The organism is Caballeronia sp. BCC1704 (genome assembly GCF_902833455.1).
Taxonomy (GTDB): domain Bacteria; phylum Pseudomonadota; class Gammaproteobacteria; order Burkholderiales; family Burkholderiaceae; genus Caballeronia.
In genome coordinates this window covers 72,277-96,167 of the sequence record NZ_CADFFT010000007.1, presented here as the reverse complement: position 1 = coordinate 96,167, position 23,891 = coordinate 72,277, and the positions used below count along the sequence as shown (strand labels likewise).

30 protein-coding genes and 1 riboswitch are annotated in these 23,891 nt (G+C 64.4%); of the genes, 1 reads left to right on the top strand and 29 read right to left on the bottom strand.

Going from position 1 to position 23,891, the window contains the following annotated elements:
• Positions 1 to 74: 74 nt before the first annotated feature.
• The 29 genes from tatC to HWX53_RS26730 form a co-directional block, all read right to left on the bottom strand.
• Complete coding sequence (gene tatC / locus HWX53_RS26870) at positions 75 to 851, bottom strand: twin-arginine translocase subunit TatC (protein WP_175946547.1); 777 nt, start codon at positions 849 to 851, stop codon at positions 75 to 77.
• Positions 852 to 895: 44 nt separating this feature from the next.
• Entirely contained in the window at positions 896 to 1,429 is a 534-nt protein-coding gene (tatB, locus tag HWX53_RS26865) for a Sec-independent protein translocase protein TatB (protein WP_175946544.1), read from the bottom strand.
• Positions 1,430 to 1,465: 36 nt separating this feature from the next.
• Complete coding sequence (gene tatA, locus HWX53_RS26860) at positions 1,466 to 1,699, bottom strand: Sec-independent protein translocase subunit TatA (protein WP_175946542.1); 234 nt, start codon at positions 1,697 to 1,699, stop codon at positions 1,466 to 1,468.
• Between the two features lie 151 nt (positions 1,700 to 1,850).
• Positions 1,851 to 2,213 carry a histidine triad nucleotide-binding protein gene (locus tag HWX53_RS26855; RefSeq protein ID WP_175946540.1) on the bottom strand — a complete coding sequence of 121 codons (363 nt, stop codon included), beginning with the start codon at positions 2,211 to 2,213 and terminating at the stop codon, positions 1,851 to 1,853.
• A 32-nt stretch (positions 2,214 to 2,245) separates the two neighbouring features.
• On the bottom strand, positions 2,246 to 2,638 hold the full coding sequence (locus tag HWX53_RS26850) for a hypothetical protein (protein ID WP_175946538.1): 393 nt from the start codon (positions 2,636 to 2,638) through the stop codon (positions 2,246 to 2,248).
• Positions 2,639 to 2,681: 43 nt separating this feature from the next.
• Positions 2,682 to 3,050: a phosphoribosyl-ATP diphosphatase gene (locus tag HWX53_RS26845; protein ID WP_175946536.1), complete on the bottom strand. Its 369-nt coding sequence runs from the start codon at positions 3,048 to 3,050 to the stop codon at positions 2,682 to 2,684.
• The gene (gene hisI / locus HWX53_RS26840; protein ID WP_175946534.1) at positions 3,047 to 3,451 is read right to left on the bottom strand and encodes a phosphoribosyl-AMP cyclohydrolase; all 405 of its coding nucleotides are present in this window, start codon (positions 3,449 to 3,451) and stop codon (positions 3,047 to 3,049) included. Before hisI ends, HWX53_RS26845 begins: the two co-directional genes overlap by 4 nt.
• A gap of 3 nt (positions 3,452 to 3,454) precedes the next feature.
• On the bottom strand, positions 3,455 to 4,228 hold the full coding sequence (hisF, locus tag HWX53_RS26835; protein ID WP_175946532.1) for an imidazole glycerol phosphate synthase subunit HisF: 774 nt from the start codon (positions 4,226 to 4,228) through the stop codon (positions 3,455 to 3,457).
• A gap of 93 nt (positions 4,229 to 4,321) precedes the next feature.
• On the bottom strand, positions 4,322 to 5,074 hold the full coding sequence (gene hisA, locus HWX53_RS26830; protein ID WP_175946530.1) for a 1-(5-phosphoribosyl)-5-[(5-phosphoribosylamino)methylideneamino]imidazole-4-carboxamide isomerase: 753 nt from the start codon (positions 5,072 to 5,074) through the stop codon (positions 4,322 to 4,324).
• A 127-nt stretch (positions 5,075 to 5,201) separates the two neighbouring features.
• Positions 5,202 to 5,843, bottom strand: a complete 642-nt coding sequence (hisH, locus tag HWX53_RS26825; protein ID WP_175946528.1) for an imidazole glycerol phosphate synthase subunit HisH — start codon at positions 5,841 to 5,843, stop codon at positions 5,202 to 5,204.
• Positions 5,840 to 6,460: a YchE family NAAT transporter gene (locus HWX53_RS26820; protein WP_175946526.1), complete on the bottom strand. Its 621-nt coding sequence runs from the start codon at positions 6,458 to 6,460 to the stop codon at positions 5,840 to 5,842. Before HWX53_RS26820 ends, hisH begins: the two co-directional genes overlap by 4 nt.
• Positions 6,461 to 6,515: 55 nt before the next feature.
• Positions 6,516 to 7,103: an imidazoleglycerol-phosphate dehydratase HisB gene (gene hisB / locus HWX53_RS26815; RefSeq protein ID WP_175946524.1), complete on the bottom strand. Its 588-nt coding sequence runs from the start codon at positions 7,101 to 7,103 to the stop codon at positions 6,516 to 6,518.
• A gap of 33 nt (positions 7,104 to 7,136) precedes the next feature.
• The gene (gene hisC, locus HWX53_RS26810) at positions 7,137 to 8,210 is read right to left on the bottom strand and encodes a histidinol-phosphate transaminase (protein ID WP_175946522.1); all 1,074 of its coding nucleotides are present in this window, start codon (positions 8,208 to 8,210) and stop codon (positions 7,137 to 7,139) included.
• Positions 8,211 to 8,271: 61 nt separating this feature from the next.
• Complete coding sequence (gene hisD, locus HWX53_RS26805) at positions 8,272 to 9,594, bottom strand: histidinol dehydrogenase (RefSeq protein ID WP_175946520.1); 1,323 nt, start codon at positions 9,592 to 9,594, stop codon at positions 8,272 to 8,274.
• A gap of 46 nt (positions 9,595 to 9,640) precedes the next feature.
• Positions 9,641 to 10,333: an ATP phosphoribosyltransferase gene (gene hisG / locus HWX53_RS26800; RefSeq protein WP_175946518.1), complete on the bottom strand. Its 693-nt coding sequence runs from the start codon at positions 10,331 to 10,333 to the stop codon at positions 9,641 to 9,643.
• Positions 10,330 to 11,601, bottom strand: a complete 1,272-nt coding sequence (gene murA, locus HWX53_RS26795; RefSeq protein WP_175946516.1) for a UDP-N-acetylglucosamine 1-carboxyvinyltransferase — start codon at positions 11,599 to 11,601, stop codon at positions 10,330 to 10,332. Before murA ends, hisG begins: the two co-directional genes overlap by 4 nt.
• A 187-nt stretch (positions 11,602 to 11,788) precedes the next feature.
• Entirely contained in the window at positions 11,789 to 12,028 is a 240-nt protein-coding gene (locus HWX53_RS26790; protein ID WP_035506651.1) for a BolA family protein, read from the bottom strand.
• Between the two features lie 19 nt (positions 12,029 to 12,047).
• Positions 12,048 to 12,803 carry an ABC transporter permease gene (locus tag HWX53_RS26785; RefSeq protein WP_175946514.1) on the bottom strand — a complete coding sequence of 252 codons (756 nt, stop codon included), beginning with the start codon at positions 12,801 to 12,803 and terminating at the stop codon, positions 12,048 to 12,050.
• The gene (locus tag HWX53_RS26780; protein ID WP_175946512.1) at positions 12,800 to 13,726 is read right to left on the bottom strand and encodes an ABC transporter ATP-binding protein; all 927 of its coding nucleotides are present in this window, start codon (positions 13,724 to 13,726) and stop codon (positions 12,800 to 12,802) included. The genes HWX53_RS26785 and HWX53_RS26780 overlap by 4 nt, the downstream gene beginning before the upstream one ends.
• 211 nt (positions 13,727 to 13,937) lie before the next feature.
• Positions 13,938 to 14,225, bottom strand: coding sequence for an STAS domain-containing protein (locus HWX53_RS26775; protein WP_175946510.1), 288 nt, complete (start codon positions 14,223 to 14,225; stop codon positions 13,938 to 13,940).
• Positions 14,222 to 14,854: an ABC transporter substrate-binding protein gene (locus tag HWX53_RS26770; protein ID WP_175946508.1), complete on the bottom strand. Its 633-nt coding sequence runs from the start codon at positions 14,852 to 14,854 to the stop codon at positions 14,222 to 14,224. Before HWX53_RS26770 ends, HWX53_RS26775 begins: the two co-directional genes overlap by 4 nt.
• Positions 14,855 to 14,978: 124 nt before the next feature.
• Positions 14,979 to 15,932, bottom strand: a complete 954-nt coding sequence (locus HWX53_RS26765) for a VacJ family lipoprotein (RefSeq protein ID WP_175946506.1) — start codon at positions 15,930 to 15,932, stop codon at positions 14,979 to 14,981.
• A 9-nt stretch (positions 15,933 to 15,941) separates the two neighbouring features.
• Positions 15,942 to 16,520 carry an outer membrane lipid asymmetry maintenance protein MlaD gene (mlaD, locus tag HWX53_RS26760; RefSeq protein WP_175946504.1) on the bottom strand — a complete coding sequence of 193 codons (579 nt, stop codon included), beginning with the start codon at positions 16,518 to 16,520 and terminating at the stop codon, positions 15,942 to 15,944.
• Positions 16,521 to 16,613: 93 nt separating this feature from the next.
• The gene (gene mlaE, locus HWX53_RS26755; protein WP_175946503.1) at positions 16,614 to 17,381 is read right to left on the bottom strand and encodes a lipid asymmetry maintenance ABC transporter permease subunit MlaE; all 768 of its coding nucleotides are present in this window, start codon (positions 17,379 to 17,381) and stop codon (positions 16,614 to 16,616) included.
• Entirely contained in the window at positions 17,378 to 18,193 is an 816-nt protein-coding gene (locus HWX53_RS26750) for an ABC transporter ATP-binding protein (RefSeq protein ID WP_175946502.1), read from the bottom strand. The genes mlaE and HWX53_RS26750 overlap by 4 nt, the downstream gene beginning before the upstream one ends.
• A 97-nt stretch (positions 18,194 to 18,290) precedes the next feature.
• On the bottom strand, positions 18,291 to 19,373 hold the full coding sequence (gene thiE / locus HWX53_RS26745; RefSeq protein ID WP_175946501.1) for a thiamine phosphate synthase: 1,083 nt from the start codon (positions 19,371 to 19,373) through the stop codon (positions 18,291 to 18,293).
• The gene (locus tag HWX53_RS26740; protein ID WP_175946500.1) at positions 19,370 to 20,176 is read right to left on the bottom strand and encodes a thiazole synthase; all 807 of its coding nucleotides are present in this window, start codon (positions 20,174 to 20,176) and stop codon (positions 19,370 to 19,372) included. The genes thiE and HWX53_RS26740 overlap by 4 nt, the downstream gene beginning before the upstream one ends.
• Before the next feature lie 19 nt (positions 20,177 to 20,195).
• Positions 20,196 to 20,393: a sulfur carrier protein ThiS gene (gene thiS / locus HWX53_RS26735; RefSeq protein WP_159837137.1), complete on the bottom strand. Its 198-nt coding sequence runs from the start codon at positions 20,391 to 20,393 to the stop codon at positions 20,196 to 20,198.
• A 20-nt stretch (positions 20,394 to 20,413) separates the two neighbouring features.
• Positions 20,414 to 21,544: an FAD-dependent oxidoreductase gene (locus HWX53_RS26730; RefSeq protein ID WP_175946567.1), complete on the bottom strand. Its 1,131-nt coding sequence runs from the start codon at positions 21,542 to 21,544 to the stop codon at positions 20,414 to 20,416.
• A 191-nt stretch (positions 21,545 to 21,735) separates the two neighbouring features.
• Positions 21,736 to 21,860: riboswitch (TPP riboswitch) on the bottom strand.
• Positions 21,861 to 22,148: 288 nt separating this feature from the next.
• Here HWX53_RS26730 and HWX53_RS26725 point away from each other — a divergent pair.
• On the top strand, positions 22,149 to 23,891 hold the full coding sequence (locus tag HWX53_RS26725; protein WP_175946499.1) for an ABC transporter ATP-binding protein/permease: 1,743 nt from the start codon (positions 22,149 to 22,151) through the stop codon (positions 23,889 to 23,891).

Genomic DNA, 23,891 nt, shown 5'->3' with positions numbered 1-23,891 from the left:
GCCTCGGCTGCCTTTTTTATTGCGGAGAACACGCGTTCGGTGCGGCCGACGCTGCGACAATCGGCCGCAGCCTTCTATTTCACGGTGAGCTCTTCGCTCTTGATCGCGTCTTTCCCGACCACGAGCCGCGCCGCCACGATTCCCGCTTCGTACAAGATGATGAGCGGAATCGCGAGAATCAGCTGCGAGAAGACATCCGGCGGCGTCACCACGGCCGAGATGATGAACGCGCCGACGATCACATACGGCCGGATCTGCTTGAGCTTCTGAATCGACACGACGCCCATGCGCGCGAGCAGCACGACGACGATCGGCACCTCGAACGTCATGCCGAACGCGAGGAACATGGTGAGCACGAAGCTCAGGTAATTGTCGATATCCGTCGTCATCTCCGCGCCGAGCGGCGCGTTGTAATGCGCCATCACGCGGAAAATGGTCGGGAATACGACGAAATACGCGAACGCCATGCCGCAGAGAAAGAGCGCGTAGCTGCTCGACACCAGCGGCGCGACGAGCTTCTTCTCATGCTGATAGAGCCCCGGCGCGACGAACGCCCAGATCTGATACAGCACGAACGGCAGCGCGATGACGAAGGCGACGAGCATGGTCACTTTCATCGGCACGAAGAACGAGCCAGTGACGTCAGTGACGATCATCTTGCCGTCGCGCGGCAAGTTCTGCATCAGCGGACGCGCGAGCAGTTTGAAGATGTCCGGCGCCCAATACACCAGCCCGACGAAAACGACGATGACCGAAGCCCCCGCGCGGATGATGCGATCGCGCAGTTCCACCAGATGGGAGATAAACGTCTCTTCGACGGGCTCGTCTTTATTGTGTTGCGGGTCGCTCACGCCGGCCCTCGGTTTGGATCATCGATGGAAGAAATGCGGCCGTGTCAGAAGAATTTCGTCGGACGGCGCAGGCTTGCAGGCGTATGACGCGCGACCCGGGCCGCACCCGACTGCACGCGCGTGCGGCGCGCGGTGGTGCGCTTGTACCAATTGGGAACCGCGGTCTGCTTGACGCGCCAGTTCTTGCGCTTCGCTGGCGCGAAGGTCGAGTTAACCCAAGGCTTGTCGGAAGCGCCGCTTTCATCTTCAGGCGACGCCGGAGCGCCTCCCGCGATGCTCGGCTCGACCGACGTGCCTTCCCTCCACGCATCGTTCAGTTCGGACTCGTGGCGCCGCAGATTGTCGTGAATCGTCGATTCGACGTTCGACGCCGCCGTCTCGAACTGCGTGCGCATCTTTTTGAGTTCGTCCAGTTCCATCTCGCGCGCCACCTCCGACTTCACGTCGTTGATGTAACGCTGAGCGCGCCCGAAGAGCGCGCCCGCCGTGCGCGCGACGCCGGGCAAGCGCTCCGGCCCGAGCACCACCAGCGCGACGACGCCGATGAGCGCCATTTTGGTCAGACCGAGATCGAGCATTGAAGGAACTGTGCAGGGTTACGTTCGCCCGTTCGATTAGCGGTAGTCGCCCGAACGCGTCTTGTCCTTCGCTTCCACGTCCACCGTGTCGCGCGGCAGTTGATCGCGCTTATCGGCCGACGCAGGGTTCTCTTCCTCACGCATGCCTTCCTTGAAACCGCGAACCGCGCCGCCCAGATCACCGCCGATATTGCGCAATTTCTTCGTGCCGAAGACGAGCGCCACGATCAGCAAAACGATCAACCAATGCCAAATGCTTAACGAACCCATGAATGAAAACTCTCCTTATTCCGCCGCAAAAGCCTTTCCGCGACGGAAGGCTGGCCTGCAGCTCGAGCCGAAGCAATGCCGCCTCGGCTATCAGTATCGATTTTGCGCGCCCAATATGGCATTGGAAAGCAAAACGCCGATGAAACCGACGTCAGCCCATTCGCCGCCACGGACGCGCCCCAGCCAGAAGATGCGCATGAATGTGATACACCTCCTGCCCGCCGCCTGGCCCGGTATTGATGACCGTCCGGAAACCGGTATCCCCACCCGTGTAGGAAACGCCCAAATCTTTCGCGAGACGGCCAACGAGACTTAACATTCTACCAAGCAGCGGCGCATCGCTTTCGGAACAGTCCGAAAGCGTCTCAATGTGCTGACGCGGAATCACCAGCACATGAACCGGCGCGGCCGGGTTGATGTCGTTGAACGCGACGAATTCGTCGTCCTCGTAGACTTTCGTGCTGGGAATCTGCCCGGAGGCAATCTTGCAGAAGATGCAGTTGTCTTGGCTCATGAATGTGCGTACTCCGTTGCCAGGCATCGCCGCTAGAACCACGTCTGCGGGTCGATCGGTTTGTTTTCGTAGAGAAACAGCCAGCCCTTGATGACGCGATACAGCGTCCAGATGCCGACTGCGGACAAAATGAGAAAGCCGACGCCCACGAACAGCAGCGCGACGCCGATCACATGGCCGAGCACTGCCCACCAGAACGTGCGGATTTGCCACGAAAAGTGCGCCTGATACGGCGTGCCCACCGTGTCGCCGCGCTTCAGATAATTGATGATGATCGCGACGAGCACGGTCAGCCCGCCCGTCAGCCAATAGAGCGCGTACAGCGCATAAAGGATGTGCGTGAGCGTGCGCAGGCTGCGCAGCCGCTCGTCTTCCGCCGGCGTCTGATACACCGGCGGCGGGTACGGTCCATCGAGCCCGGCCATGCTTGCCTCCTTCGCTCGCGCGAGAAAGTGGGCGAACGCCTCGTCAGCCGCCGTTCTGTTCGCGCTCGCGCGACTTGCGCAGCGCCTTCTCCTCGATGCCCGACAAGCCTTCGCGCCGCTCCAGTTCGGCGACCACGTCGGCGGGACTCAGGTCGAAGTGCGACAGCATCACGAGACAATGAAACCACAAATCGGCGACCTCGCCGACGAGCGCCTTCGGCGCGCCGCCGTGGCGCGCGTCCTTCGCGGCGAGCACGACTTCGGTCGCTTCCTCGCCGATCTTCTTCAAGACCGCGTCGTCACCTTTGTGAAAGAGTCGCGAAACGTAGGATTGTTCCGGATCGCCGCCCTTACGGCTGTCGATGACGGCGGCAAGGCGAAGCAGCGTGTCCAGCGTGGTGGCTTGCGTCATTTGTAAATGCTTTCTGGGTCTTTCAGGACCGGCTCGACGGCGACCCACTCGCCGCTTTCGGCCGTTCCCTCGAATTTCTGGAAGAAGCAGGAATGGCGGCCCGTATGACACGCGATGCCCGACACCTGCTCGACCTTGAGCAGCACGACGTCTTCATCGCAATCCAGCCGCACTTCGTGCACGTGCTGGACGTGCCCCGACTCTTCGCCCTTGAACCACAGGCGCTGTCGCGAGCGCGAGAAGTACACGGCGCGCTTCAGTTCGATGGTCTTCGCCAACGCCTCGCGGTTCATCCACGCGAACATCAGCACGTCGTTGGTCGATGCTTCCTGCGCGATGACGGGCACGAGGCCGTTCGCGTCCCACTTCACCTTATCGAGCCAATTCGTCGGGTCGCTCACGGTTCAGATCCTCACCGAGATGCCTTGATCGGCCATGAAACGCTTCGCTTCGCCGACCGTATGCTCGCCGTAGTGGAAGATGCTTGCGGCGAGCACGGCGTCGGCGTGCCCTTCGACGATGCCGTCCGCCAGATGCTTCAGCGACCCGACGCCGCCCGACGCGATCACCGGCACAGGCACGGCATCCGACACGGCGCGCGTCAGCGCCAGATCGAAGCCGGCTTTCGTGCCGTCGCGATCCATGCTGGTCAGCAGGATTTCGCCCGCGCCGAGTTCGGCCATCTTGCGCGCCCATTCCACTGCGTCGATGCCGGTCGCCTTGCGGCCGCCGTGCGTGAACACTTCCCAGCGCGGCGGCTCGCCTTCTCCCGACACGCGCTTCGCGTCGATCGCGACGACGATGCACTGCGAGCCGTGCTTGTCCGACGCGTCGCGCACGAGTTGCGGATTTGCCACCGCCGACGAGTTCATGCTGATCTTGTCCGCGCCCGCGTTCAGCAAGCGCCGGACGTCCTCGACCGCGCGCACACCGCCGCCGACGGTCAGCGGAATGAAGACCTGCGAGGCCACCGCCTCGATGATCGGCAAAATGAGATCGCGCTGGTCGGACGTCGCGGTGATGTCGAGGAACGTGAGTTCGTCGGCGCCCTGATCGTCGTAGCGTCGCGCGATTTCAACGGGATCGCCCGCGTCGCGCAGTTCGACGAAGTTGACGCCCTTCACCACGCGCCCAGCGGTCACGTCGAGACAGGGGATGATGCGTTTTGCGAGAGCCATGTTCTAGCTACTGCCGGTTCGGTACGGTTGAGGGCGGCCAGCGCCGCCCGGCGCGCTTCAGTGTGCTCGCGCGAGAGAAGCCGGGAAAGCGGCTCAGGCGTCGTCCGCTTCGCGCAGCGCGTCGGCGCGGGTTTGCGCCGCCTTGAAATCGAGGTCGCCCGAATAAATCGCGCGTCCGCAGATCACGCCTTCGATGCCTTCGTCCTCGACTTCGCAGAGCGATTCGATGTCCGCGATGCTCGACAAGCCGCCGCTTGCGATCACCGGAATCTTGACCGCTTGCGCGAGCCGCACGGTCGCGTCGATGTTGATGCCCTGAAGCATGCCGTCGCGGCCGATGTCCGTGTAGATGATCGACTCGCAGCCGTAGTCCTCGAACTTGCGACCGAGGTCCACGACTTCGTGGCCGGTCAGCTTGCTCCAGCCGTCGGTGGCGACCTTGCCGTCTTTCGCGTCCAGTCCGACGATGATGTGCCCGCCGAACGCGCTGCACGCGTCTTGCAGAAAACCCGGATTCTTCACCGCCGCCGTGCCGATGATCACGTACGAAAGGCCGTCGTCCAGATAGCGTTCGATGGTGTTCAGGTCGCGGATGCCGCCGCCGAGTTGCACCGGAATCTCGCTGCCCACTTCTTCGATGATCGCCCGAATGGCGTCGCCGTTCTTCGGCTTGCCCGCGAACGCGCCGTTCAGATCGACGAGGTGGAGTCTGCGCGCGCCCTTGTCGACCCAATGCCGGGCCATCGCCGCCGGATCTTCTGAAAAAATGGTCGCCTGGTCCATATCGCCTTGCTTCAGGCGCACGCACTGACCGTCTTTGAGATCGATGGCCGGAATGAGCAGCATAGGTATCGCGTATCTTCTGGGTGAATGTGATTGAAACGGCCGCGCGGGCCGTCTCGCTAGTGTAGTACAAGTCTCGCGGCACTCAATCGTGCGGGGACGCGGCCGCGAGGCTAACGCGCGACGCCGCTCACGGGTTCCAGTGAACGAAGTTCCGATAGAGGCGCAAGCCCGCGTCGGCGCTCTTTTCCGGGTGAAACTGCGTCGCGAAGATGTTGTCGCGCGCGACCGCCGACGTGAACGGGTCGCCGTAGACCGTTTCGCCCGACGTGTGCGCCGGGTTCTCCGGCGCGACGTGATAGCTGTGCACGAAGTAGAAGAACGCGCCGTCCGCGATGCCGTCCCAGACCGGATGCGCCTGCGTCTGGCGCACGCGGTTCCAGCCCATCTGCGGTACTTTGAAGCGCGAGCCGTCGTCCTGCACGCGGCCTTCGAGCTGAAAACGCACCACCTTGCCCGGGAACAGGCCGAGGCCGCGCGTGTCGCCTTCTTCGCTCCAGTCGAAGAGCATCTGCTCGCCGACGCACACGCCGAGCATCGGCTTTTCGCGCGACGCCTGCATCACCGCTTCCTGGAGGCCGGACTGCCCGAGATGCGCCATGCAGTCGCGCATCGCGCCCTGTCCCGGCAGCACGATGCGATCGGCCGCGTGAATGGCCTGCGGCTGATCGACGATCGCCACGTCCGCATCGGGCGCGGCCTTCTTCAGCGCCTGATACACCGAGCGCAGGTTGCCCATTCCGTAATCAACAATCGCAATCGAAGTTTTCATTTCAAGGTAGGCATCAGGGCCTTCAAGCCGTTGACGATGAATTCCACCGCCAGCGCGGACAGCATCAATCCCATGAGACGCGTGCCGATATTGATTCCGGTGCGCCCGACCCAGCGCGCGATCGGCTCCGCGAGATTTAGCGCGCCGAAGCACAACGCCGCGATGATCGCGCCCAGCAGGACGAGCCCGAAGCGGTCGTACCAGTGCTGCGCACTTGCAGCATAGACGATCACCGTGCTGATCGATCCCGGGCCCGTGAGCAGCGGAATGGCGAGCGGCACGACCGCGATGCTGTTGCGCTCTTCCGCTTCCATGCGCTCTTCGGGCGTCGAGCGCGCGTTGCCCACTTGCGCGTTCAGCATGCTGATCGCCATGAGCAGCATGATGATGCCGCCGCCCACTTCGAACGATCCGACCGAAATACCGAAGAACGCGATGATCTGCTGCCCGAGCAGCGCCGTTACGGCGATCACGCAGAACACCGAAATACACGCGACGCGGATGGTGTTGCGCTTCTCCACGTCCGATTGCTGCGAGGTGAGGCTCAGAAAAAACGGTATTGCGCCGATCGGGTTGATCAGCGCGAGCAAGGATATGAACGACTTGAAGAGATCCATCGCGAATGGCCGGCCGAGTTGAACGCTGTGCGGCGCCGAATCGGCAAACGGCTGATCAGAGACTGCCTTTGGTCGATGGAATCTGTCCCGCCGCGCGTTCGTCGACTTCGACGGCCATGCGCAGCGCGCGGCCGAAGGCCTTGAACACGGTCTCGACCTGATGATGCGCGTTGATGCCGCGCAGGTTGTCGATATGCAGCGTCACGCCCGCGTGGTTCACGAAGCCGCGGAAGAATTCGATGGTGAGATCGACATCGAACGTGCCGATGCGCGCACGCGTGAACGGCACATGGAATTCGAGCCCCGGCCGCCCCGAGAAATCGATCACGACGCGCGACAGCGCCTCGTCGAGCGGCACGTACGAATGACCATAGCGGCGAATGCCCTTGCGATCGCCGATAGCCTTCGCCACCGCTTGCCCGAGCGTGATGCCGGTGTCTTCGACGGTATGGTGATCGTCGATATGGAGGTCGCCATGCGCTTCGATTTCGAGGTCGAACAGGCCGTGACGGGCAATCTGGTCGAGCATGTGATCGAGAAACGGCACGCCGGTGGCGAGCTTCTGCTTGCCGGTGCCGTCCAGATCGAGCTTTACACGGATCTGCGTTTCGCTGGTGTTGCGAACGACTTCCGCAATGCGCATGGTGTTTCCTTGAGACTTTTCGAAGAAAGGGGTTCAGTTGGGCGCGAGCTTTCTCAACGCCGCGAGCATCTGCGCGTTCTCTTCGGCCGTTCCGACCGTCAAACGCACGCAATTCGTAAGCAACGGATGCATTTTACTCACGTTTTTCACCAAAACCCGCGAAGTCAGCAGGGTTTCGAACGCGAGCGCCGCGTCGGGTACGCGCACGAGCAGGAAGTTGCCCGCGCTCGGATAAACGGTCATGCCCGGCAGCGCGGCCACTTCCCGCGCGAGTTCGGCCCGCGCCTCGCGCAGCGCAGCGGCTTGCGCGTCAAGCACGTCGAGATGATCGAGCAGGAAATCGGCGGTGGCCTGCGTCAGCACGTTGATGTTGTACGGCGGGCGCACCTTGTCGAACTGCGCGATCCACGCGGGCGAACCGGCCATGTAACCGAGGCGGATGCCCGCGAGGCCGAGCTTCGACACCGTGCGCATGACGACGACGTTATCGAGCTCCGCGGCGCGCGGCATCCACGTTTGCTCGGCGAAGGGCTGGTACGCCTCGTCGATCACGACGAGGCTTTTCGTCGACGCCGCGATCACGCGTTCGATGTCGGCGTCGTCGTAGAGCGTGCCGGTCGGATTGTTCGGATACGCGACATAGACGAGCGCGGGCGCGTGTTCCTTGATGGCGGCGATGAGCGCGTCGGCGTTCAGCGTGAAATTGGCATTAAGCGGCACGCCGATAAATTCGAGGTGCGCGAACGCCGCCGACAGTTGGTACATGACGAAGCCCGGCACCGGGGCGACGACTTTCGCGCCCGGCTTCGAACACGCGACCGACATCATGCTGATCAACTCGTCGGAGCCGTTGCCGAGCAGCACGTCGCACGCAGCCGGAACGTGCATTGCGCGCTTGAGCTTCGCGATGAGTTCCGCCGGGCGCGGCGCGGGGTAACGGTTCAGCGCGACGCCCGCGAGGTGCGCGCCAAGTTGTTGCGCGAGCGCGTCGGGCAGCGTGTAGGGATTTTCCATCGCGTCGAGCTTGATGAGGCCCGTGGATTCCGGCACGGGATAGCTCGTCATCGCGAGGACGTCGGGACGAATGATGTCGTTCGGTGTGGTCATGGTGGCGCTGCTGGCGCTGGCGGCGGCTCTGAGGCCGCCTCGTTCGATTCAACGGCCCACTTCAGCCGACGTTTTTCATCCGGTATTCGGCGCTCTTCGCATGCGCCTGCAAGCCCTCGCCATACGCGAGTTCCGCCGCGATTTCGCCCAATGTCTGCGCGCCGTCCGAACTCACTTCGATGACGCTCGAACGCTTCATGAAGTCGTAGACGCCGAGCGGCGACGAAAAGCGCGCGGTCCGCGAAGTCGGCAGCACGTGGTTCGGCCCGGCGCAATAGTCGCCGAGGCTTTCGCTCGTGTAGCGGCCGAGGAACATCGCGCCCGCGTTGTGAATCTGCGCGGCCCACTGATGCGGATCCAGCGCGGAAATCTCCAGATGCTCCGGCGCGATGTCATTGGCGATGGCGCAGGCTTCGGCCATGTCCTTCACCTTGATGAGCGCGCCGCGATCTTCCAGCGAGCGCTGGATGACGTCACGCCGCGGCATCGCGGGAAGCAGTTCGACGATGGCATCCTCGACGCGCTGAATGAACGCCGCGTCGGGGCACAGCAGAATGGATTGCGCGAGTTCGTCGTGTTCGGCTTGCGAGAACAGGTCCATCGCGACCCAGCGCGGATCGGTGGTCGCGTCGCAAATCACGAGAATCTCGGATGGCCCCGCGATCATGTCGATGCCGACGGTTCCGAACACGCGACGCTTCGCCGACGCCACATACGCGTTGCCCGGACCGCAAATCTTGTCGACAGCCGGCACGGTCTGCGTGCCGTACGCGAGCGCGCCGACAGCCTGCGCGCCGCCGATGGTGAACACGCGATCGACGCCGCCGAGCAGCGCGGCCGCGAGCACGAGCGGATTCTTCACGCCATCGGGCGTGGGCACGACCATCACGATTTCCTTCACGCCCGCGACGCGCGCCGGAATCGCGTTCATCAGCACGGACGACGGATACGCCGCCTTGCCGCCCGGCACGTAGATGCCCGCGCGGTCGAGCGGCGTCACCTTCTGGCCGAGCACGGTGCCGTCGGCTTCGGTGTACTGCCAGCTATGGCTGCCGCATTCGATGCGCTGCTTTTCGTGATAGCCGCGCACGCGCGCCGCCGCCGCTTCGAGCGCCGCACGGCGCTTCGGCTCGAGCCCTTCCAGCGCGGCTTCCATCTCGGACGCGGGCAATTCGAGCGCCGCGACGCTGTCCGCCTTCAGGCGATCGAACTTGTTCGTGTATTCGAGCACGGCTTCGTCGCCGCGCGCTTTCACGTCGGCGAGAATCTGCGCGACGGCGCGCTCGATGGCTTCGTCCTCGCTCGCTTCGAACGCGAGCACCGCGCGCAGCGCCTTTTGAAAACCATCGGTGCTGGAATCGAGCTTACGAATCTTGATAGACATGCTGGTTTCCGATTGTGCTGTGGACGGCAGGCGTGGAGCAGCCGCCCTAGTTGTTCGTTGCTGCCGAGGCGCGCTCGAACGCGTCGAGATAGGGCTTCAGCGCCGCGCGCTTCAACTTGAGCGCCGCCTGATTCACCACCAGTCGCGACGAAATCTGCATGATCTCTTCGACCTCGACCAGGTTGTTCGCGCGCAACGTGCCGCCGGAACTCACCAGATCGACGATCGCATCCGCGAGGCCGACGAGCGGCGCGAGTTCCATCGATCCGTACAGCTTGATCAGATCGACATGAACGCCCTTCGCCGCGAAGTGTTCGCGCGCCGTCTCGGTGTACTTCGTCGCGACGCGCAGCCGCGCGCCCTGGCGCACCGCGTTGGCGTAGTCGAAGCCTGCCTTCACGGCCACCGACATCCGGCAGCGCGCAATGTTCAGATCGACCGGCTGATACAGACCGCCGCCGCCATGCTCGATCAGCACGTCCTTGCCCGCCACGCCGAAATCCGCCGCGCCGTATTCGACGTACGTCGGCACGTCGGTCGCGCGCACGATGATCACGCGCAGGTTCGGGTTCGTGGTCGGAAGAATCAGCTTGCGCGAGCTTTCCGGATCTTCGGCGACCTGCACGCCGGCTGCCGCGAGCAGCGGCACCGTTTCCTCGAAGATACGCCCTTTCGAGAGCGCGAGCGTGAGCGGCGCGCTGGCCTCGACCGACGACGACGTCTGCGGCAACGAGCTCATTGCTCGCTCCCGCTGCCCTTGATGCGGCGAACGTTCGCGCCGACCGCCGTCAGCTTCGACTCCATGCGGTCGTAGCCGCGATCCAGATGGTAGATGCGGTCGATCAGCGTTTCGCCGTCCGCGCACATCGCCGCGATGACGAGACTCGCCGACGCGCGCAGATCGGTCGCCATGACCTTCGCGCCCGACAGTTGCGCGACGCCGGTCACGAGCGCCGTGTTGCCATCGACCGTGATGCTCGCGCCCAGGCGGTTCAGCTCCTGCACGTGCATGAAGCGGTTCTCGAAAATGGTCTCGACCACTTGCGACGTGCCGCTTGCAATGGCGTTCAGTGCCATGAACTGCGCCTGCATGTCGGTCGGGAACGCGGGATATTCGGATGTGCGAATGTTCACGGCTTCCGGCCGCTTGCTCATGCGCACGCGCATCCAGTCGTCGCCTTCCTCTATGGACACGCCCGCTTCGCGCAGCTTGGCCGTCACGGCGTCGAGCAGCGACGGGCTCACGTGCCGCAGCGTGACATCGCCGCCGGCCGCCGCCACCGCGCACAGAAACGTGCCGGCTTCGATACGATCCGGCACCACGGCATGACGCGCGCCATGCAGCTTTTCGACGCCCTGAATCACGAGCCGGTCGGTGCCGATTCCTTCGATCTTCGCGCCCATCGCGACCAGCAGATTCGCGAGGTCGCTTACTTCCGGCTCGCGCGCCGCGTTCTCGATGATCGTTTCGCCATCGGCCAGCACTGCCGCCATCAGCAGATTCTCGGTGCCGGTCACGGTGATCATGTCCGTGATGATACGCGCGCCCTTCAGACGCTTCGCGCGCGCCTCGATGAAGCCGTGCTCGATGTTGATCTCGGCGCCCATCGCCTGAAGGCCCTTGATGTGCTGATCGACCGGACGCGCGCCGATTGCGCAGCCGCCCGGCAGCGACACCTTCGCTTCGCCGAAACGCGCGACGAGCGGCCCGAGCACGAGAATCGACGCGCGCATGGTCTTCACCATCTCGTACGGCGCGACGAGGTTGTCCACCTTCGACGCGTTGAGCGTCACGCGGCCGTCGGTCATCGCTTCGGACTGCACGCCCATCTGACGCAGCAGTTCGAGCGTGGTGCGCACGTCCTTCAGGTTCGGCACGTTCGACAGATGGACGTCGTCGGCGGTGAGAAGGCTCGCGCACAGAATCGGCAAAGCCGCGTTCTTGGCGCCCGATACGGTGATTTCGCCGGAGAGCTTCGCGCCCCCCGTAATGACGAGTTTGTCCATGATTGCTTGTCCTTCGACCGAGCGTCCTGCTGCGGAGCCGGATTCGGCGCCGCGGTTATCTTGAATGTTCCGCACTCTGTGCTGCCTGGTTCTGCCTGCTTCTACCGGTCGTGCCGGGTGTTGCTAGCTGTTGCTGAGGGTTGGGCGTGTGGCCTGCGTGTGACTCGTTTGGCTTCGCCGAATGGACTCAGGCCGATTTCCATTCGTCCGGGGTGAGGGTCTTCATGCTGAGCGCATGAATCTCCTCGCGCATGCGCTCGCCGAGCGCCGCGTACACCAGTTGATGACGCGCGATCAGGCGTTTGCCGACGAACGCATCGCTCACGATGGTCGCGAAAAAATGCTGGCCGTCGCCTTCCACTTCGAGATGCTGGCACGACAGACCGCCAGCGATGTAGTCCTTCACTTGCTCGGGAGTCGGCAACATGGGATTGTCTCCTTGAGATTTAGTGACGCAGCTTGTAGCCGCTCGCAAGCAGCCGCACCGCGATGAGCGCGAGCACGACCAGAAAGCCGCCGACGATGCACAGGCTCAAGAGCGGGTTCACGTCCGACGAGCCGAAAAAGCCGTAGCGGAAACCGTCGATCATGTAGAAGAACGGATTCAGATGCGACACCGCGCGCCAGACGGGCGGCAGCGAATGCGTCGAATAGAAGACGCCCGACAGGAACGTGAGCGGCATGATCAGGAAGTTCTGGAACGCGGCCAATTGATCGAACTTGTCGGCCCAGATGCCGGCGATCAGACCGAGCGTACCGAGAATGGCCGAGCCGAGCATCGCGAACGCAATGATGTAGATCGGCGCGGAAAAAGACATCGGGATGAACCATATCGTCACGATGAACACGCCGAAGCCGACGCACAACCCGCGCACGACCGACGCGAGCACATACGCGAAGAACATCTCCCAATGCGCGATCGGCGGCAGCAGCACGAACACGAGATTGCCCGTGATCTTCGACTGAATCAGCGACGACGAACTGTTCGCGAATGCGTTCTGCAACACGCTCATCATCACGAGGCCGGGCACGAGAAAGCTCGTGTACCCGACACCCGGATAGACCTGCACATGCCCGGTCAGCGCGTGACCGAAGATGGTGAGATAAAGCAGCGCCGTGACGATCGGCGCGAGCACCGTCTGAAACGACACTTTCCAGAAGCGCAGCAACTCCTTGTAGAACAACGTCTGGAAGCCGCTCATGAAAGCCCCTCGACCATTTCCGGCTCGTTCATGACCTGAAGGAACACGTCTTCGAGATCGGCTTTGCGCACTTCGATCTCATCGAACGTGCAGCCCGCCGCGCGGCATTTCGCGAGGATCGGCTCGACTTCGTCGTAGCTCGACAAGCGCAGCAGGTGCTGCGCGCCGGATACCGCTTGAGGGTCGACTTCGAGCGAGCGCAGGTCGGCCGGCAGCACGCCGCTCGAGAAGCGCAAATAGAGCTGCATGCCGGCGAAACGCTGCAACAGCGCGCTCGTGCGCTCCAGCGCGACGATTTCGCCGCGGCGAAGCATTGCGAGGCGGTCGCACAGCGATTCGGCTTCTTCGAGGTAATGCGTCGTCAGCACGATGGTATGGCCCTCGCGATTGAGGCGCGAGATGAACTTCCAGAGCGTCTGCCGAAGCTCGACGTCGACGCCGGCCGTGGGTTCGTCGAGCACGATCACAGGCGGCCGATGCACCAGCGCCTGCGCGACCAGCACGCGGCGCTTCATGCCGCCGGACAGCGCGCGCGTGTTGACGTCGGCTTTCTCGGTGAGATCGAGGTTCGCCATGACCTCGTCGATCCAGTCGTCGTTGTTGCGCAGGCCGAAATAGCCCGACTGGATGCGCAGCGACTCGCGCACCGTGAAGAACGGATCGAAAACGAGTTCCTGCGGGACGACGCCGAGCGCCCGACGCGCCGCGCGAAAATCGCTGACGACATCATGACCGCGTACGCTGATCGTGCCGCTATCGGCGCGCGCCAGTCCCGCGAGAATGCTGATCAACGTGGTCTTGCCCGCGCCGTTCGGGCCGAGCAGGCCGAAGAACTCGCCCTCTTCCACCGTGAGGCTCACGCCCTTGAGCGCCTGCAGATCCTTGTAGCGCTTTCGGACGTTTCGGATTTCTATGGCTGACATGAACAGTGCGCGCGCCTCGTGCGGCCGCGCCTCGATTGTGCGGATTACGCGTGACGGACCCGGGCTCGCTTCAAAAGGGGCCGGGTTCGGGCCCGAAAAAACGTTTGATTATAGGGCAAAGCCGGTAGAGCCGACGTCGGAGCGATCCTGTTTGCGGCGACGCTCACGCTGATGAACGCCGCCGCGCCTGAGCAGATGAATCAGGACAGGATCAATGTCGGAAGGTGAGCAGCGTGTCGACGCCATAGGCTTGCGCGAGACTGGCAAGCCCGGAGGGAATGTTGACGATACCGAGCGCGGCGCCGCGCGCGGTGGCCGCGCGCTGCCATGCGAGCAGCACGGCAAGCGCGGACGAATCGAACTGCCGAAGAGGCGCGCAATCGACTTCGGTCGCGCCCGCGGCGATGCGCGAAAGGCCGGCTTCGAGCGCGGCCTTCGCGCTTTCGTGAGTCAAGGACGCGGCCGTCTGGAAACGGCCGCCGGTGCCGACTGCGCTCACGACGAAGCCTTGCCGCTCGCGAGTTGCTGGTTGCGCTGCGTGAGGAACTGCAGCAGGCCGTCGACGCCGTGTTGCGAGATCTGCTCGCTGAACTGCTGTTGATACGCCTGGATCAACCATGCGCCGAGCACGTTGATGTCATACACGCGCCAGCCTTGCGGCGTCTTGTACAGGCGATAGTCGAGCTCGACCGGCTGGCCGTTGTTCATCACCACCGAGCGAACGACGACATCCGTGTCTTCCGGCGATGCGCGGAACGGCTTGTACTGAATGGTCTGATTGCGCACCTGGCTGAGCGCGCCCGAATACGTGCGGATCAGCAGCATCTTGAATTGCTCGACGATCTGCTTTTGCTGCTCGGGCGTGGCCGAATTCCAGTTGCGGCCCATCACCAGACGCGTGGTGCGCGTGAAGTCCGTGTACGGCAGGATCTTCTGGTTGACGAGTTCAGTGATGTGCTGCACGTCGCCCGACTGGAGCTTCGGGTCCGACTTGATCTGATCGAGAACCTGCTGCGTGACGGTTTTGATCATGCCGTCGGGCGAGCTGGTATCGACCGTTTGCGCCGACGCCGCGCCGCAGAACGCCATCAGCATGGCAAACAAAGGAAGCAAGAAGAGTTTTTTCATCGCAGACCCTGCAAAAGAAGTGGCTTGGATTGGAGTGCGCCGCTTGAACCAAGTTCAGGCCGCGCACCGGCCAATCTGTAATAAACGCTGTCAATCATGTTACCGCGCGTTAGCGTGGATGCGCTCAACGCAGGCGGAATGAAGGGAAGCCGGGCGGCGCGCGCGGCGGCACGTACTGATTGCCCGGGACGGTCGCGCCGCTCGAACTCGCGGCGTTCGGCGTAGCTGCGGTCCCCGAAGCAGGCGCCGCGCCCGACGCGCCTTCCGCCGCCGACGCCGCTGCGGGCGCCACCGCCGTTGCCGATGCGCCCACCGCGCCGCTCGCGCCGCCCGGTTCTGCGTAGGTCGGCAGCGGCGCTTCGTCGTAGTTCGGCATGCTGCCGGCATCACCGTCGGTGTCGCCGTGAATCAGATACTGCCGACGCTGCAAGTACGCGTTACGCACGAACGAGTATTTGTCGAGCGCTGCATCGGCGAGTACGTCCGTCGCGCCGAGCAGGTTCGCCCGCGTATTGACGAGGTTCACGCCATACAGCGCCCAGCTCACGGAATCCGGACTCACGTAGGTCAGCGGACTGCCGAAATAGTCGACGACCAGCCCGCTCGTATCGCGCACCGTGCTCGGCCCGAGCAGCGGCAGCACCAGATACGGACCGGCCGGAACGCCGTAATGGCCGAGCGTCAGGCCGAAGTCGCCGGAGTGCTTCGGCAACTTGGCGACAGTCGCGACGTCGAAGAGGCCGCCGACGCCGAACACCGTATTGATCGCGACGCGCATGATGTCGGAGACGCCATCCGCGATCTTCAACTGCAGCAGATTGTTCGCCGCGATATACACATCGCCGATATTCGAGAAGAAGTTCGTGACGCTGTTGCGGACCGGCTCCGGCACGCTCCACACGTATGCCTTCGCGACCGGCTTCAGCGCGAACTGGTCCACCTTGTCGTTGATAGTGAACATCGTCCGGTTGTAACTCTCGAACGGATCGCCCTTCGTGGGCGTCGTCACCGTCGCGCAACCGGCGAGCGTCACCGCCGCCGCCGAGACAAGCACGCGCCGCAGCCCCATCGCGTACATAGCTTCTCCTTATTGAGCCGAGCCCGATGCCGCGGGTGCGGGTGCGGGTGCAGCGCCCATGGCGCTTGCCGCGCCCGGGAATGCCGGCGCGGCAGCGGCCGGCGCGGCCGGCGTTGCTGCCTTCGACGCGCCCGAATCCGCCGCCTTGTTGTAGAGGAACTGTCCGATCAGGTTTTCGAGGACGACAGCCGATTGCGTCATCGTGATGGTGTCGCCGTTCTTGAGCATCTGATCGTCGCCGCCCGGCTCGAGGCCGATGTACTGCTCGCCGAGCAGACCCGAGGTCAGGATCTTCGCGGACGAATCCTTCGGAAACTGGTACTGCTTGTCGATGTCGATGGTCACGACCGCCTGATACGCGTTCGGATCGAAGCCGATGGAGCCGACGCGCCCGACCGTCACGCCCGCGCTCTTCACGGGCGCGCGCGGCTTCAGGCCGCCGATGTTGTCGAACTTGAGCCGGACGGCGTACGTTTGCTGGAACGACAGGGAACTCATGTTGCCGGCCTTCAGCGCGAGAAACAGCAGCGCCACGAAACCGAGCACCACGAAGAGGCCGACCCAAAAGTCGAGAGCAGTCTTTTTCATCGTCTTTCCAAAGAGAATCTTGTCGCGGAATGCGCGTGACGGTCTGTACCCTTCACAACGCCCACGCCCTCGCGGGCGTCCGCGAGTGGTCCATTAGCTGAACATCAACGCGGTCAGCAGGAAGTCGAGGCCGAGCACGGCGAGCGACGCGTAAACGACCGTTTTCGTCGTCGCGCGCGACACGCCTTCCGGCGTCGGCCGGGCTTCGTAGCCCTGGAACAACGCGATGAACGTCACCGCGAAACCGAACACGACGCTTTTCACGACGCCGTTGCCGACATCGCGCCAGACATCCACGCCGCCCTGCATCTGCGACCAGAACGCGCCCGAATCCACGCCGATCAGCAGCACACCGACCACATAGCCGCCGATCACGCCGACCGCGCTGAAGATGGCCGCGAGCACCGGCATCGAAATGATGCCCGCCCACATGCGCGGCGCGACGACCACCTTGATGGGATCGACGGCCATCATTTCCATTGCAGTGAGTTGCTCGCCCGCCTTCATGAGGCCGATTTCCGCCGTCAGCGACGTGCCCGCGCGCCCGGCGAAGAGTAGCGCCGTGACCACGGGCCCGAGCTCGCGCACGAGCGACAGCGCGACGAGCAGCCCGAGCGCCTGCTCCGAGCCGTAGCGGTTGAGCGTGTAGTAGCCCTGCAAGCCGAGCACGAAGCCGACGAAGAGACCCGACACCGCGATGATCACGAGCGAATAATTGCCGACGAAGTGGATTTGTTTCGTGACAAGCCGCGGGCGGCGCAGCAGCGGGAAGAATTCGAGCACGAGACGCGCGAGCATGCGCGTCGCGTAACCAGCGGTGCCGAAGCCGTCGAGCACCCAGCGTCCGAGTGCGCTGATCATGCCTTGCCTCCGATGCCGAAATCCGCCGCGAGGTTCTGGCTCGCGTAGTGGAACTTGAAGGGGCCGTCGGGCGTGCCGTCGATGAACTGGCGCACGGTTGGATCCTGCGACGCGCGCAGTTGCGCCGGCGTGCCTTCCGCGTGAATGCCGCCGTTGGCCACGAAGTACACGTAGTCGGCGATGGCGAACGACTCCGGCACGTCGTGCGAGACGAGAATGGACGTGGCGCCGAGCGCGTCGTTCAGCGTGCGAATGAGCTTCGCGGTGATGCCAAGCGAAATGGGATCGAGGCCGGCGAACGGCTCGTCGTACATCATGAGTTCGGGATCGAGCGCGATGGCGCGCGCCAGCGCCACGCGACGCGCCATGCCGCCCGAAATCTCCGACGGCGCGAGATCGCGCGCGCCGCGCAGACCGACGGCGTTGAGCTTCATCAGAACAAGATCGCGAATCAGCGCCTCGGGCAGATCCGTGTGCTCGCGCAGCGGAAACGCGACGTTCTCGAAGACCGTTTGATCCGTGAAGAGCGCGCCGAACTGAAACAGCATGCCCATCTTCCGGCGCAGCGCGTAGAGGCCGTCGCGCGTCTGCGAGCCGACGTCCTGCCCGCCGTACAGCACCTGGCCGCGGCTCGCCTTGACGAGACCGCCGATCAGCCGAAGCGTCGTGGTCTTGCCGCAGCCCGAGCCGCCCATGACCGCGACGACCTGACCGCGCGTGAAGCGCATGTTCAGGTTCGACAGGACAAGCCGGTCGCCGTAACCGAAGTCGACGTCGCGTAGCTCGAGCAGAGTCTCAGAAGAGGCTGGCACTGGGTAAGAAATTCCGTTGACGCAAAACGCCGCATTATAGGGCCTGCGTGCAATCGGTGCTTTGCCTAGTGCGCGGTGCCTAATTTTTTCGGAACTGTCAGCATTGACCTGCAAAGTTTTGTTGCAGCGATGTGACCGCCTGAGCAGTATCCGGCGCTTCGGTCACCGCGCGCACGACCGCCGCGCTGCCGACGCCCGTCGCGAGCACGTCGCCGATCACTTTGCCGTCGATTCCGCCGATCGCGACGAGCGGCACCCGGCCGCTTAACAACTGCACATAGCGGCGCAAGCGTGCGAGACCTTGCGGCTTGGTCGGCATGACCTTGGTCGTCGTCGGGAAGACGGCGCCGAGCGCGAGATAGCTCGGCCGGAAATGGAGCGCGCGCAGCATCTCGTAGTAGCCGTGCGTCGAGAGGCCGAGGCGCAGGCCGGCGCGCGCAATCGCGCTCAGATCGGCGGTCTCGACGTCTTCTTGGCCGAGATGCACGCCGTAAGCGCCCGCCGTTATCGCCTCGCGCCAGTGATCGTTGATGAAGAGCCGCGTCTGATGACGACGCCCCGCCGCCACGGACCGCTCGATCTCGCGTCGAAGATCGTCGGCGTCCGCGCTTTTGCGGCGCAGTTGCGCCGTGGCGACACCCAGATCGAGCACGCGCTCGACCCATTCGGCGCTCGGCAGAACGGGATACAAGCCGAGCGCGTCGGGGCACGCGGGGAATGCAGGCTCCGGCGCGGGCGGCAAGTCGCCGACGCGCGGGAACGTCGTGAAATCCACAGGCCAGGCGTCGTCTTTCGACTCGTCGCCGGTGCGCCAGGCCAGCGCCAGAACAAGCGCATCGTGCGGCTCGAAGTTGCAGTCGAGAAACGCGGCGAGCGCGGCGAGCCAGTCGTCGGACCGCTCGCCGTCGAGCACGAAACGCGCGCCCTTGCGCGTCAGCGTCACGCGCGAGCCGTGCGCTTCGAGCACGGCGGCGTCGCCGGCAAGCGCGCCGGGATCGGATTCACGCGGTTCCGTGAGCACGATCACGTCCTGCGCGCCGGCCGATTCGGGCGCGGTCAGGCAGATGCGCCAGCGCGTCGACGCGGCGGGCCAGTCGCCGAGCCGCGCGCGGATGCGCTCCGCGACTTCCACGAGTTCGTCCGCCGGCGGCCAGAACACTTCGCGACGGAGCAGGCTCATGCCGCACCTCCGTCCTGATGCCAGAACGGCATGCCGACGACCGGCGTGCTCGCCTGCGCGCTGTCGCGCTCGGCCATCGGACCGGCGAGAAACGCGCTGCGGCCCGCTTCGACGCCCAGCGCGAACGCACGCGCCATCTGCGGCGGAAACGTGGCCTGCGAAACCGCCGTGTTGAGCAGCACGCCGTCGAAGCCCCACTCCATCACCTGACACGCGTGCGACGGCACGCCGAGACCCGCGTCGACGATCAGCGGCACGTCCGGCAGCCGCTCGCGCAGCGTGCGCAGCCCGTAGGGATTGGTGACGCCCTTGCCCGTGCCGATGGGCGCGCCCCACGGCATCAGCGCTTCGCAGCCGGCATCGAGCAGGCGCCGGCCGATCACGAGATCTTCCGTGCAGTACGGCAGCACCTTGAAGCCGTCGCGCACGAGCTTCGCCGCCGCTTCGACCAGGCCGATCGGGTCGGGCTGGAGCGTGTAGTCGTCGCCGATCAGTTCGAGCTTGATCCACGGCGTGTCGAACACTTCCCGCGCCATGTAGGCGGTCGTCAGCACTTCGTCGACGCTCTGGCAGCCCGCCGTGTTCGGCAACAGCGCGACGCCGTGCCGCTTGAGCACGTCGAAGAAGCCGGCTTCGCCCGTCTCGGACTGACGGCGCAGCGCGACCGTCACCATGCCGGGACGCGCGGCATCGATGGAATCGGATAGCGATTGCAGCGACGGATAGCGCGACGTGCCGAGCAGCACGCGGCTCGGAAACGCCTCGCCGTAAAGCGTGAGCACGTCGGCGGTCTGTGTGGTCATGATGAAATCCTTCGTGTGTTCAGCCGCCCGCGACGGGCGAAACGACGTCGAGCTTGTCGCCCGGCGCGAGCGTCTTCGTGCCATGCTCGCCGCGCGCGACGAACTGGCCGTTGAGCGCGACCGCGAACGGCGGCTTCGCGCCGAACGCGGCGAGCGCGTCAGTGACGGTCGCGGCATCGGGCAACGTGAACTCGCGCTGATTGATGTGGATGTTCATGGTCCTGTCTCTGAATCGTGTCACGCGGCTACGGCCGCAAATGCGCCGTGCAGCAGCTCGCGCCATCTGGCAGCGCCGCGGAACTGCGCGAACGAAGCGGCGTCGCGCACCGTTCCTCCGATGAGCGCATCGGCGAGCGCGCAGGCGGCATCGGCCACTTCCGGCGCGATCATGAAGCCGTGCCGATACAGCCCGTTTACGCGCAGCGTCTGCGCGCCGTCCCAGACAATGGCCGGACGATGATCCGGCAGCGTCGGCCGGCATTGCGAATTGAGTTCGAGAATGCGCGCTTCGCCGAATCCCGGATGCACGGCGAACGCCGCGCTCAGCAATTCGAGCGCCGAGCGCACGCTGACGGGCGACATGTCCTCGCCCTCGACTTCCGTCGCGCCGATCACGTAGACGTCGTTCTGCTTGGGCGCGATGTAAAGCGGATAGCGCGGATGCAGCAAGCGCACCGGCCGCGTGAGCCCGATGCCCGGCGCATGCACGCGCGCCACTTCTCCGCGAATGCCGCGCAGCGCGGGCCACGCAGGCTTTGCGCCGAGACCGCGGCAATCGATGATCCAGCGCGCATCAGGCATGGCATCGACCGGCGTGTTCCAGTGCGTGCGCACGCCGCGCGCCGCCAGCCCCGCCGCGAGCGCTTTCAGCGCCTGCCGGTTGTCGAGCTGGCCTTCGTGCGGCAGCAGCCAGCCCTGCGCGAAGCGCGTCCCGAGCGCCGGTTCCGCCTCGGCGACCTGCGCGCCCGCGAGCTTGACGAAACCGCCGTCGAGTAGCGCGGCCGGAGCGTTCGCGCGCAGCCGGCGCTCGAAAAGCGGCGCTTCCGCGCGATCCGCGCCGTGCCACACGACGAGCGTCCCGTTGCGCTGAAAGTAGACCGGCTCAGGCAATGCCGCGAGCACATCCGGCCAGCGCGCGAGCGACGCCGCGCCGAGCTCGACGACGAGCGGCTCCGCGCTCGTTGCTTCCGCAAGCGGCGCGAGCATGGCCGCGGCGACCCACGCGGCCGACTGCGACCCGGCTTCGTCACCACGCTCGTAGAGCGCGACGCCGTGCCCTTCACCCGCGAGCTGCCACGCGACGAGCCGCCCGACGAGCCCGCCGCCGATCACCGCGAAATCCGGCCGGCGCGCGTCGCCCTGTTCCAAGCTGTTCACAATCCGATGTCTCCTCATCCGGTCCCGTGCGTCGGCTCGACAAAAGCGAGCGTCGCCGCAGGAAGCGGCATACCGATTGACTAACGTGACGAATCAGCGGAGGAGAGACCTGCACGGCGGCCGTCAGACGCACCGGGCGGAAAAGGAAGACTGGAAGAGACTGGAGGAATGGCGCGGCGAACGCGCGTTCTCCGGAAACTTCCCTCGCCGGTATTACCCGGATCGGGTGCAAAGGGTCTCTCTCAGCCTCGCCGCGCCGGCCACCGTTTCCAGTGACATTGCGCGCGAAGCACCCCTGTTTCGTCGCAGATCATTAGAGCATAAAAGGCAAAGCCGCTGCAAACCGGGATTGTCCGCTGCGGCCATACGCTTCCATTGTGCCGCGTCGTACCGCTCCGGTCGCGGGCGGCGGCACTCTGGCACAATGCCCCGAACACCGTTCGTCGGACGAACGGGCCGGTTTAAGCGACAGTTAAGGCAGCATCACAACAATCTGCGAACCCGGGACTGGCTGCGCGCACGTCGATGCCGCGCGCCGCACGGCAAGCGACACGTCTCAACCCGCCGGCGATCCGGCGCACCCGAACACAAGGTCATGGTCAACACGAATCTCGAAAGCACGCAGCAGAAGGCGGATGACGTATCGGCGTGGAGCCTCATCAAACCTTACTGGGTCTCGGAAGAGCGCGGCATCGCGTGGGGGCTTCTGGTCGCGATCATCGCGATCAATATGACGGTCGTCTGGATCAACGTGCGGCTCAACAGCTGGAACGCAGACTTTTATAACGCGCTCCAAAACAAGAACGTGCGCGACTTTCCGCATTTGCTGCTGATCTTCACGGGGCTCGCGTTCGCGTACATTCTGCTTGCGGTCTACGGGCGCTATCTCCGGCAGATGCTCGCGTTCCGCTGGCGGCAATGGCTCACGAACCGGTATCTCGAACAATGGTTCGGCGACAAGGCGTTCTACCGCATCGAGCGCGACCGCCTCGCCGACAACCCCGACCAGCGTATCAGCGACGACCTGCAATCCTTCGCGACCACCACGCTTACGCTGTCGCTCGACCTGCTGTCGACGCTCGTCACGCTCGTCACCTTCATCACCATTTTGTGGACGCTCGCGGGCGCTCTGACGCTCACGCTCTTCGGCAAGCCGCTCGTCGTTCCGGGCTACATGGTGTGGGCCGCCGCGCTCTACGCGATTCTCGGCTCGCTCATCATCCAGAAGGTCGGGCATCCGCTCGTGTCGATCAACTATCAGCAGCAGAAAGTCGAGGCGGACTTTCGCTTCGGCCTGATTCGCGTGCGCGAAAACGCCGAGCAGATTGCGTTCTACGACGGCATCGCCACCGAAACCGCCAACGCGAAGAGCATCTTCCAGCGCATTCGCGACAACTGGTGGCTCATCATGAAGTACACGAAGCGCATGACCTTCGTGCTGTCCTTCTACGGGCAAATCGCGATCATCTTTCCGATCATGGTCGCCGCGCCCCGCTACTTCGCGGGCGCGTTTTCGTTCGGCGTGCTGATGCAGATTTCATCGGCGTTCGGCACGGTCAGCGATTCGTTCTCGTGGTTCATCAACAGTTATTCGACGCTGGTCGAATGGCGCGCCACCGTCAACCGTCTGCGCGAATTCAAGCGCGTGATGCGCTCGACGCATATTCGCGAGGAAACGTCGCCTGCGACGGAGCGCGGCGGCATCAATTTGCATTACACGAGCACGCCGTCGCTGACGACCAACGGTCTCATGCTCGCGCTTCCGAATGGCACGCCGCTTTCGCGCGTGGCGGATGTCTCCGTTGAGCCGGGGTCGCGCTGGCTCGTCGTCGGGCCGTCGGGTTCTGGCAAGAGCACGTTGATGCGCGCGCTCGCGGGCCTGTGGCCGTTCGGCGACGGCACCATCGACGCGCCCGTCGATGCGAAGCTCATGTTCGTGCCGCAGCAGAGTTATCTGCCGATCGGGACGTTGCGCGCGGCGCTGTCGTATCCGTCGCCGGGCGAGACGTTCGGCGACGACGCACTGCGCGAAGCCTTGCGCTCCTGCAATCTCGAAGCGTACGCGGACCGGCTCGACGAAAGCGCGCACTGGGCGCGCAGCTTGTCGCCGGGCGAGCAGCAGCGGCTGGCTGCGGCGCGCGTGCTGCTGCACAAGCCGGACTTCGTGTTCCTCGACGAAGCGACGAGCGCGCTCGATGCCGAAAACGAGCTGCACATCTACAACACGCTGGTCGAGCGGCTGCCGAAAGCGGCGATCTTAAGCGTCGCGCATCGGGAGTCGGTCGCGATGTTTCATGACTATAAGATCGAGATCGAAAGGGCGATGGTGGAGGCTTGA